This is a genomic window from Asanoa sp. NPDC050611 (assembly GCF_040654855.1).
Lineage (GTDB): Bacteria > Actinomycetota > Actinomycetes > Mycobacteriales > Micromonosporaceae > Asanoa.
Genome location: NZ_JBFAIU010000062.1, coordinates 21,625 through 29,410, shown reverse-complemented (window position 1 = coordinate 29,410; position 7,786 = coordinate 21,625). Strand labels below are relative to the sequence as shown.

Genomic DNA, 7,786 nt, shown 5'->3' with positions numbered 1-7,786 from the left:
CGGCCAGCTCGTCGCGGACGGTCAGGATCCAGGTGGAGTCGGTGCCGGTCAGCTCGCGCAGCAGCAGCACCGCGTCGTCGAGCAGCGAGCCGACGTCGAGGTGCTGGGCGAGCCCCGGACCCGCCTGCGCGAGCCGCTCGATGGCGGAGCCGCGTTCGCGCGCCTCGACGGCCGAGTACATCCGGTAGGCCATCGAGAGCAGCACCTGCAGGTCGGCCGGCGTGAACAGGTCGCCGCCGGTGCGGTAGAGGATGAGCAGGTCGCCGGCGTACTCCGAACCCACGCCGGACAGGGGTATCCAGGCCGCCGACGAGCCGGTCAGGTCGCGCAGCGGCGGCGGCAGGTCTTCGCCCGGCACGCCGTGCCGGGCCGCGGCACTGCCGGAGTTGATCACCCGGCGCGCCGTCGGGCCGACCGCCCAGCCGGTGGTGAACGCCGGGTCGTCCTCGGGCAGCCCGCAGGACGCCGTGACGAACAACCGGTCCTCGATGGCCTCGGCTATGCACACGACGTCGGCCGCGAACACCTCCGAGAGCACCGTCAGCGTGCGGTCGATCAGCCGGCCCGGCGACGACGGCGTGCCGATGACGGTCAGCAGCCGGATCAGCCGGGCGGTGTCCCGGTAGGCGGCCGCGGCCGCGCCCTCGGCCCGCGAGAGGGCAGCCCGCAGCGACTCCGCCTCGGACTCGAAGCGGGGTGCCTGCGGGTCCCCGTACGCGACCATCGGCCGGTCAGAGCGCCAACGCCGCGATCGTGGCGTTGTGGTAGCCGGCGACACCCGTGGTCCGGGCGAACTCGCCGTAGGTGTAGTAGCCGAACGTCCGCGCGCCGCGGGCGGCCGTCTGCAGCCGGCGTACCTCCTCGTGACCGCGCTCGCCCAGGATGTCGAGCCGGGCCACGCAGTCGAAGACCAGCACCACCGAGGCCTCCTCGTCACGGACGACGGAGTCGACGACCTGCTCGCCGACCTCCAGGAGGTCGTCGGGCTCGCAGGACACCACCTGGACCGCGGAGTAGGGCGGCATCGGCGAGAACGTCCGCAGGTTGCCGTCGCTGTCGATGAAGGCCCCGCGGATCAGCAGCGAGCCGTCGGGCTGGATGAGCCCGAACGCGTGCTCGGAGTGGTAGCCGCCGGCCTTCTTGTAGAGCTTGGTGTCGACCCCGCCGCGCGGCCGGAAGTTCTCCCAGAAGACCTCGCGCGCCGGCCGCCCGCCCAGCTCCTTGACGACCTGCCCGTCGACGCCGCTGAGCATCAGCGGGAGGCTCGTCGGGCGCCAGCCGTGCCCGCCCGCGACACGCAGCGGACGGTCGGAGCCGATCCAGACCGCCACCGCGGCGTCCCGCAGGACCCGGTCGCCGGCGAACACGAACGTCTCGGCCAGGCTCCGGTCGTCGGCGGCCGCCCCGCCGACCACGGGAATCTGGAAGCCGGTGACCTTGTGGATGCCGTTGAGCAGCTCCTGCTGGTCGCCAGCCAGGCCGTCGGAGAACACCAGGACGGCCTCGTGCGGCGAGCGCACCGGCCCGGCGGCGTCCAGCGCCGCCCGGGCGAGCGCCCGCCCGGCCCGGGTGGCGTCGGCCTGGACGCCCGTGGCGTGGCCGAGGCCGAACCGGTAGCCGCCGCCGGCGAGCGCCAGCACGGCGATGCCGTCACCCGGCTCGATCAGCCGGCCGCCCTCGAACTGGCCGGACGTCGTGGCGCCGGCGATCACCGCCGAGCCGGCGGCCGCGCTGACGGTCTTCAGGACCGTCGGCAGGTCATACCGGACAGAGGCGTACACCAGCACCAGGTCGGGCTCTTGGCCCGCCAATGGGCGGAATGCCTCGTCGACCGCCGCTTCGGCGGCCAGTCGCGTGTCGGCGCCGCTTCCGGTGCCGACGCCGCTGACAGCACTGTTGCTGCTCAGTGCCCTCACCCCCACACGCGTGTGTGCTCGGACAACCACCGATTGTAGTGGCGAGGGGAGTTCGCCTTCAGGGGTGACCGCAGTGGCCGTGGTCATAACGGGAGATGCCCGGTGGTTCCGACAGAGCCGGAACCACCGGGCGCTAACCGGGCACCGACTAGCCCACGACCGACTTGAGCGGTATGCCCGCCGCGCGCAGGTCGCTGACCAGGTCGCGGAGGTACGGGTGCTCGTCGGCCTGCAGGCCCTCGGGGTTGGGGATCACGAACCGGGCCTTCCCGCCGGCCTGGCTCACCCGCGCGGTGCCCGTGTAGCGGTCCACCACCGCCTGGGCCCGCGCCTGGTCACCCGCCGCGACGGTGATCGCGATCGGGCGCCATTCGCCGCCCAGGTTCTCCGGCGCCGGTGCGGCCGCCGCGGCGGCCCGGGCCGGGTCGACGGTGGCCGGTGCCGCCCTGCGCGCCGCCGCCGGCTGGCCGGCCGGGTAGAGGACGGCGTTGGCCAGCATCTGGATGCCGCTCTCGTTGTAGGCCCGGAACAGCGGGTTGAACGAGAACAGCACCGCCCGGCCGGCACCCGTCGGCTCGTCGACCACGGCCGCGGTGCCCTTGAGCCGGTACTCCTCGACGGTGTAGCCGTTGTGCCAGAAGGTGTCGTCCGTGGGGTACGTGACGACGTTGGTGCCCGTGGTGCTGGCGGTGATGATCGGGTCGTCGTTGTTGAACTGGAAGTCCTCGGCCGGGCGACCGGCGGCCACCGGGCTGGCGTGGTCGACGTCCACCCGGAAGTGCGAGCCGATCACCGTGTACTCGTTGCCGTCCGGCAGGACGACCTCGGTCGTCGAGGTGAGCCCGGCCGCCCGGGCCACCCGAGTGCCCTCGTTGCGCAACCCGATGTAGGTGTTGCCGGCGGCCACCCAGTTGCGCAGGTTCTGCTGGCCGGCGGCGGTCAGGCCACCGGTCGCGCTGCTGCCGTCCGGCACGAGCAGCACCGTGCGCCCGGTGAAGGCGGCGGTGTTGTCGTTGATGTCGGCCGTGGTGACCGGCTTGAGGTCGAGGCCCCAGCGGGCGCCGAGGACGTACCGCGCCTCGCCGTAGGAGCCGGAGGTGGTGGAGACGCCCGTGCCACGGAACAGGCCGAGGTCGGGCTGGGCGACCGGCGAGCCGACCGGCGGCTTGCGGTTGGCGGACAGCGTGACGCCGAGGCCGAGGGCCCGGTCGTCGAGCGCCTTCGTCAGGCCGGCCTCGGGGAACGTGGCCAGGTTGGTCGCGGCGTCGCGGCTGACGGCGACGCCGGCGCCGAGCAGGGCGAAGGTGAACTCCGCGCCGCCGGCCGAGTCGAGCCGGTACTGGTAGGAGCCGCCCTTGGGCGCGTTGGCCGCCTTGCCGCCGGCCGGGCGGGCCACCCGCTGCACCTTCGGCTTCAGGTCGTCGCCGGTGTAGATGGTGTCGATGCCCATCAGCAGCGGGTTGCTCCAGGAGGACACGTCGTAGAAGTACGGGAACGGCGCGTACGGGTCCTCGCCCAGCGTCGCCTGGATCCAGTGCTTCTGCGGCTGTGCCATCGGGATCCAGTAGGCGCCCTTCGGCACCGTCACGTTGCTGGCGCTGCGCCCGCCGAACACGTGCGCCGACGGCACCGTGACCGGCTCCTTGACCTCGTAGACCTCGACGTCCATCGCGCGCAGCCGCTCGACCAGCCGGCGCACGTCGGCGAGCTGGCGGTCGGGGAGCAGGAAGTACGACTTGACCTTGATGTCCGGCACCGGGAACTGCACGGTGTTGTCGGGCTGCACGACCTCGTTGGGCTCGAGCGTGCCCGCCCTGCCTTCGGCGAGCGCGTCGGTCCAGACCTTGAAGTAGCCGTTGAGCACCTCGCGCTTGTTGGCCGAGGCCCAGCCGATCGTCGACCACTGCGTGTTGAACTGCTGCTGCACGCGGTTGGCGGTCGGTGACGAGCTGCCCTTCTCGTAGGTCATGCCCGCGGCACCGAAGCCCGCGGCCGGCACGGTGTCGCCGTAACCCATGTAGAACAGGTCGTAGCGCTCGTAGTTGAACCAGCACTCGGTGTCCTGCGGCGTGACGCAGCCGCCGTTGAAGCCGAAGCCGGCCTTGTTGGCCTCGCCGATCCGGTTGATCCAGTCGACCGGCTCGCTGGCGATCTCGTGGTGGATCGGGTCGGCGTTCGGCGGGAAGAAGTAGCGCGAGCCGCCCATCTCGTGCGCGTCGACGAAGACCTGCGGCGGGTACTTGCGGAGCAGCTCGATCTTGCCGTCGGTCTCCGGCTGGGTCCGGGCGAACCAGTCGCGGTTCAGGTCGAAGCCGTACTCGTTCTGCCGCCGGTTGGCGGCGCGGCCGTCCGGGTTCTGCGTCGGGATGATGACGGTCAGCAGGTTGTCGTTGCGGTCGCGCACGTCGCAGGACAGGCCGGCGGCGAGCTCGTACAGCGACTTCAGCGCCGCGTCGGCGCCGCTGGTCTCACCACCGTGCACGTTGCCCGCGATGTAGACGATGGCCGGGTCGTCGTGCGCGATCCGGGCCGCCTTCGAGGCCGCCATCGTGCGCGGGTCGCGCAGGTCGCGGATGTCTTCAGCGATCTTGGCAAGACCCGACCTGGTCACGTGGGACGGGTCGGAGACGATCGCGTACGGCAGCGGCTGCCCCGTGACGCTCGTGGCCACCGTCCCCGTCGTCACGCGGTCCGACGCGGCGTCGACCGCGGCCACGTAGCGCCGGATCTCGTCGTTGGTGACGACCCGCTGCTGGCCGTTGCCGAGCGGGAAGCCGAGGAACGCCTCCGGGCTCGGTACGTCGGCGAGGCGGGCCTGTGGGTTGGGGTCACAGGCTGGCCGAGGGGGGTTCGCGCCCGCTGGGGCACCGTTGAGCAGCGGCAACGTGCCGGCGAGCAACAGCGCAGTCGCTGCACCCGCAAGCCGTTTCGCGCGGTTCGGTAGTCGCATTAAACCCGCTTCCCTTCCCGGAAAGGTGGAGTGAAAGGCAAAAGGAGCCTATGACCTGGCATTCTCCATGGTCAACATCCGAATGACCGAACCCATTTACCGCAGCGAATAGCACTATTTACCAGCGAAACCGGACGAAGTCTACCGTGGACGATCGCCGGGCCGGCGGCAGAAAAAATCTTCGCGCCGGATGTCGAAACCGAGGTGGCCCGTTCGCTGCGTCGGTGGAGACCAACCTGAAGGAGACCGACATGTCGTTCCAGGCCTACCTCGACGCCGTCGAGGACAAGACCGGCAGGACCCCGCGCCAGCTCGTCGCGGAGGCCCATGCCAAGGGCTTCGAGGCGCCCGCGGTGAAGGCGGCCGTCATCGTCGAGTGGCTGCGCGACGACTACGGCCTCGGCCGGGGCCACGCGATGGCGCTGGTCCACGTCATCAAGAACGGTCCGCGGATCTCGACGAAGCACGTCGGCCGGGCGGGCTCCCACGGTGACGCGTCCGACCTGCTGTGGCTCGACGGCAAGGCCAGCCGGCCGGCATAGGCTCCGGAGGGGCCGCAGTGGCATGCTGAGCGGCATGCCGCTTGAACCCATCGAGCGGGCGTCGGTCGACGAGCTGCGCTCCCTCCAGCTGGAAAGGCTCCAGTGGTCGGTGCGGCACGCGTACGACAACGTCCCGCACTACCGGTCGACCTTCGACGCGGCCGGCGTACACCCGGACGACCTGAAGACCCTCGACGACCTCGCGCGGTTCCCGACGACCGCCAAGGACGACCTGCGGGCCAACTACCCCTTCGGGATGTTCGCCGTGCCGCGCGAGCAGGTGGTGCGGGTGCACGCCTCGTCGGGCACGACCGGTCGGCCGACGGTGGTCGGCTACACGAAGGACGACATCGCCACCTGGGCTCGCCTGATGGCGCGGTCGATCCGGGCCTCCGGCGGAAACCCGGGCGACATCGTGCACGTGGCGTACGGCTACGGCCTGTTCACGGGCGGCCTCGGTGCCCACTACGGCGCGGAGGAGCTCGGCTGCACGGTCGTGCCGGTGTCGGGCGGCATGACGGCGCGCCAGGTGATGCTCATCCAGGACTTCCAGCCGTCGATCATCATGGTGACGCCCAGCTACCTGCTCGCGATCGTCGACGAGATGGAGCGGCAGGGCGTCGACCCGCGGTCGACCTCGCTGCGCACCGGCATCCTCGGCGCGGAGCCGTGGACCGAGGACATGCGCCGCGAGATCGAGGAGCGGCTCGGCATCGACGCCGTCGACATCTACGGCCTCTCCGAGGTCATGGGCCCGGGCGTGGCCAACGAGTGCGTGGAGACCAAGGACGGCCCGCACATCTGGGAGGACCACTTCTACCCGGAGATCATCGACCCGCTGACCGGTGCGGTGCTGCCCGACGGCTCCTTCGGCGAGCTGGTGTTCACGTCGCTGACCAAGCAGGCGATGCCGGTGATCCGCTACCGCACCCGCGACCTGACCCGGCTGCTGCCCGGCACCGCGCGGCCGATGCGCCGGATGGCGAAGATCACCGGGCGCACCGACGACATGATGATCGTGCGCGGCGTCAACCTGTTCCCGACCCAGATCGAGGAGCTCATCCTGGGTACGCCCGAGCTGTCGCCGCATTTCCAGTGCGTGCTGACCCGCTCGGGTCGCCTCGACGAGCTGGCGGTGCGGGTCGAGCGGCGGCCGGAGGCGGCGCCGGACCGCGCCGCGGCGGCCGCGACTGCGCTGGCGTCGACGGTCAAGGAGCGGATCGGCGTGACGATCGCGGTCGAGGTGCTGGAGCCCGACCAGGTCGAGCGGTCGATGGGCAAGATGCGCCGGATCGTCGACAACCGCTAGATGGGCAACAAGCGCGGGCGGCGACGGGCCGCCAGGTCCTCCACCCAGCCGACGTGTATGACGATCAGCGCGAGCAGCCAGAGGGCGATCGCGGTGTAGCCGACCTCGGCCACGGTGTCGCCGACCACCCACACGTGCAGCAGGTCGCCTAGTGGGAACGCGGCGGTGATCGCGGCGTTGTTCCACAGGTAGATGGTCACCGCGCGCGAGTTGAGCAGGGTCACCGTCTTGTCAGTTCGGCGATGGCGGGCGAGCCAGTCCATTCTTGGCGCCAGGCGCAGCAGGACGAGCACGAAACCGATCGAGTAGATCGCGTACGCCACCGGGCTGTCCTCCAGGTCGGTGCCGTCGGTGACCGCCCAGCCGATCGCGGCGCTCGTGGTGATCACGGACACGGCCAGGACCAGCGGGAACCTCAGCCGGCGTAGGTCGCCGTCGCGGTGCGCGAAGCCGAGCACCCAGCAGGCGGCGAAGGTCAGCACGTTCTCGACCACCGAGGCGGAGCGGTCACCGAACGGCCAGGGGGCGAGCTGGTAGAGCGGCAGCAGGACCAGCGGGGCGAGTGCGGTGAAAAGGCGGGCTTTGCGGTAGAGGGCGAGCAGGGCAGGGGAGAGGACCACCAGCCAGAGGTAGGTGACCAGGTACCAGAGGATGCCGCTGACGGGCTCGGCCCACTCGGTCGACGGTGGGTCGGCGACCGGCAGCAGCCACAACAGGAGCGTCGGCCAACCGGGCTTGTCGTCCCAACCGAAGACGAGCATCGCGGGTACGACCACCGCGGCGAGCACCCACAGGGCCGGCAGGAGCCGGCGCAGGCGACTGCGGACCGCGCGGGTCACCGAGCGGTCGACCGAGCGGGCCATCAGCGAGCCGCCGAGCGCGAACATCACGCCCATGGCGGGGAAGCCCAGGCCCAGCCAGGCCACCGGGAACAGGTGGTAGAGCACCACCCGCACGAGGGCGGCGGCGCGCAGCAGGTCGAACCAGCGGTCCCGGCTGTCGGTGTCCACCATGGACGGCTGCGGCACGGGCGCCGTGGCAGTCACGGTCCGATGGCGTGGCGGCCCGA

At 71.3% G+C, this 7,786-nt stretch carries 6 protein-coding genes; 2 read left to right on the top strand and 4 right to left on the bottom strand.

The annotated features are described in order from the left end of the window. The 3 genes from AB0H87_RS12695 to AB0H87_RS12685 all read right to left on the bottom strand — a co-directional run. The coding region (locus tag AB0H87_RS12695) for a hypothetical protein (RefSeq protein WP_360143308.1) at window positions 1-724 on the bottom strand (724 nt) is incomplete at its 3' end. Between the two features lie 7 nt (window positions 725-731). After that, entirely contained in the window at window positions 732-1,916 is a 1,185-nt protein-coding gene (locus AB0H87_RS12690; protein WP_360143306.1) for an FIST N-terminal domain-containing protein, read from the bottom strand. A 148-nt stretch (window positions 1,917-2,064) separates the two neighbouring features. Then, the gene (locus tag AB0H87_RS12685; RefSeq protein WP_360143304.1) at window positions 2,065-4,815 is read right to left on the bottom strand and encodes a M14 family zinc carboxypeptidase; all 2,751 of its coding nucleotides are present in this window, start codon (window positions 4,813-4,815) and stop codon (window positions 2,065-2,067) included. A gap of 275 nt (window positions 4,816-5,090) precedes the next feature. On the opposite strand from AB0H87_RS12685, the gene AB0H87_RS12680 reads away from it, so the two are divergent. Continuing rightward, window positions 5,091-5,408, top strand: a complete 318-nt coding sequence (locus AB0H87_RS12680; protein ID WP_360143302.1) for a DUF4287 domain-containing protein — start codon at window positions 5,091-5,093, stop codon at window positions 5,406-5,408. Between the two features lie 34 nt (window positions 5,409-5,442). Next, window positions 5,443-6,717, top strand: a complete 1,275-nt coding sequence (gene paaK, locus AB0H87_RS12675; RefSeq protein ID WP_360143300.1) for a phenylacetate--CoA ligase PaaK — start codon at window positions 5,443-5,445, stop codon at window positions 6,715-6,717. On the opposite strand, the gene AB0H87_RS12670 is transcribed toward paaK, so the two are convergent. Next, entirely contained in the window at window positions 6,714-7,763 is a 1,050-nt protein-coding gene (locus AB0H87_RS12670; RefSeq protein ID WP_360143298.1) for an acyltransferase, read from the bottom strand. The genes paaK and AB0H87_RS12670 overlap by 4 nt on opposite strands. Between the last annotated feature and the right edge of the window lie 23 nt (window positions 7,764-7,786).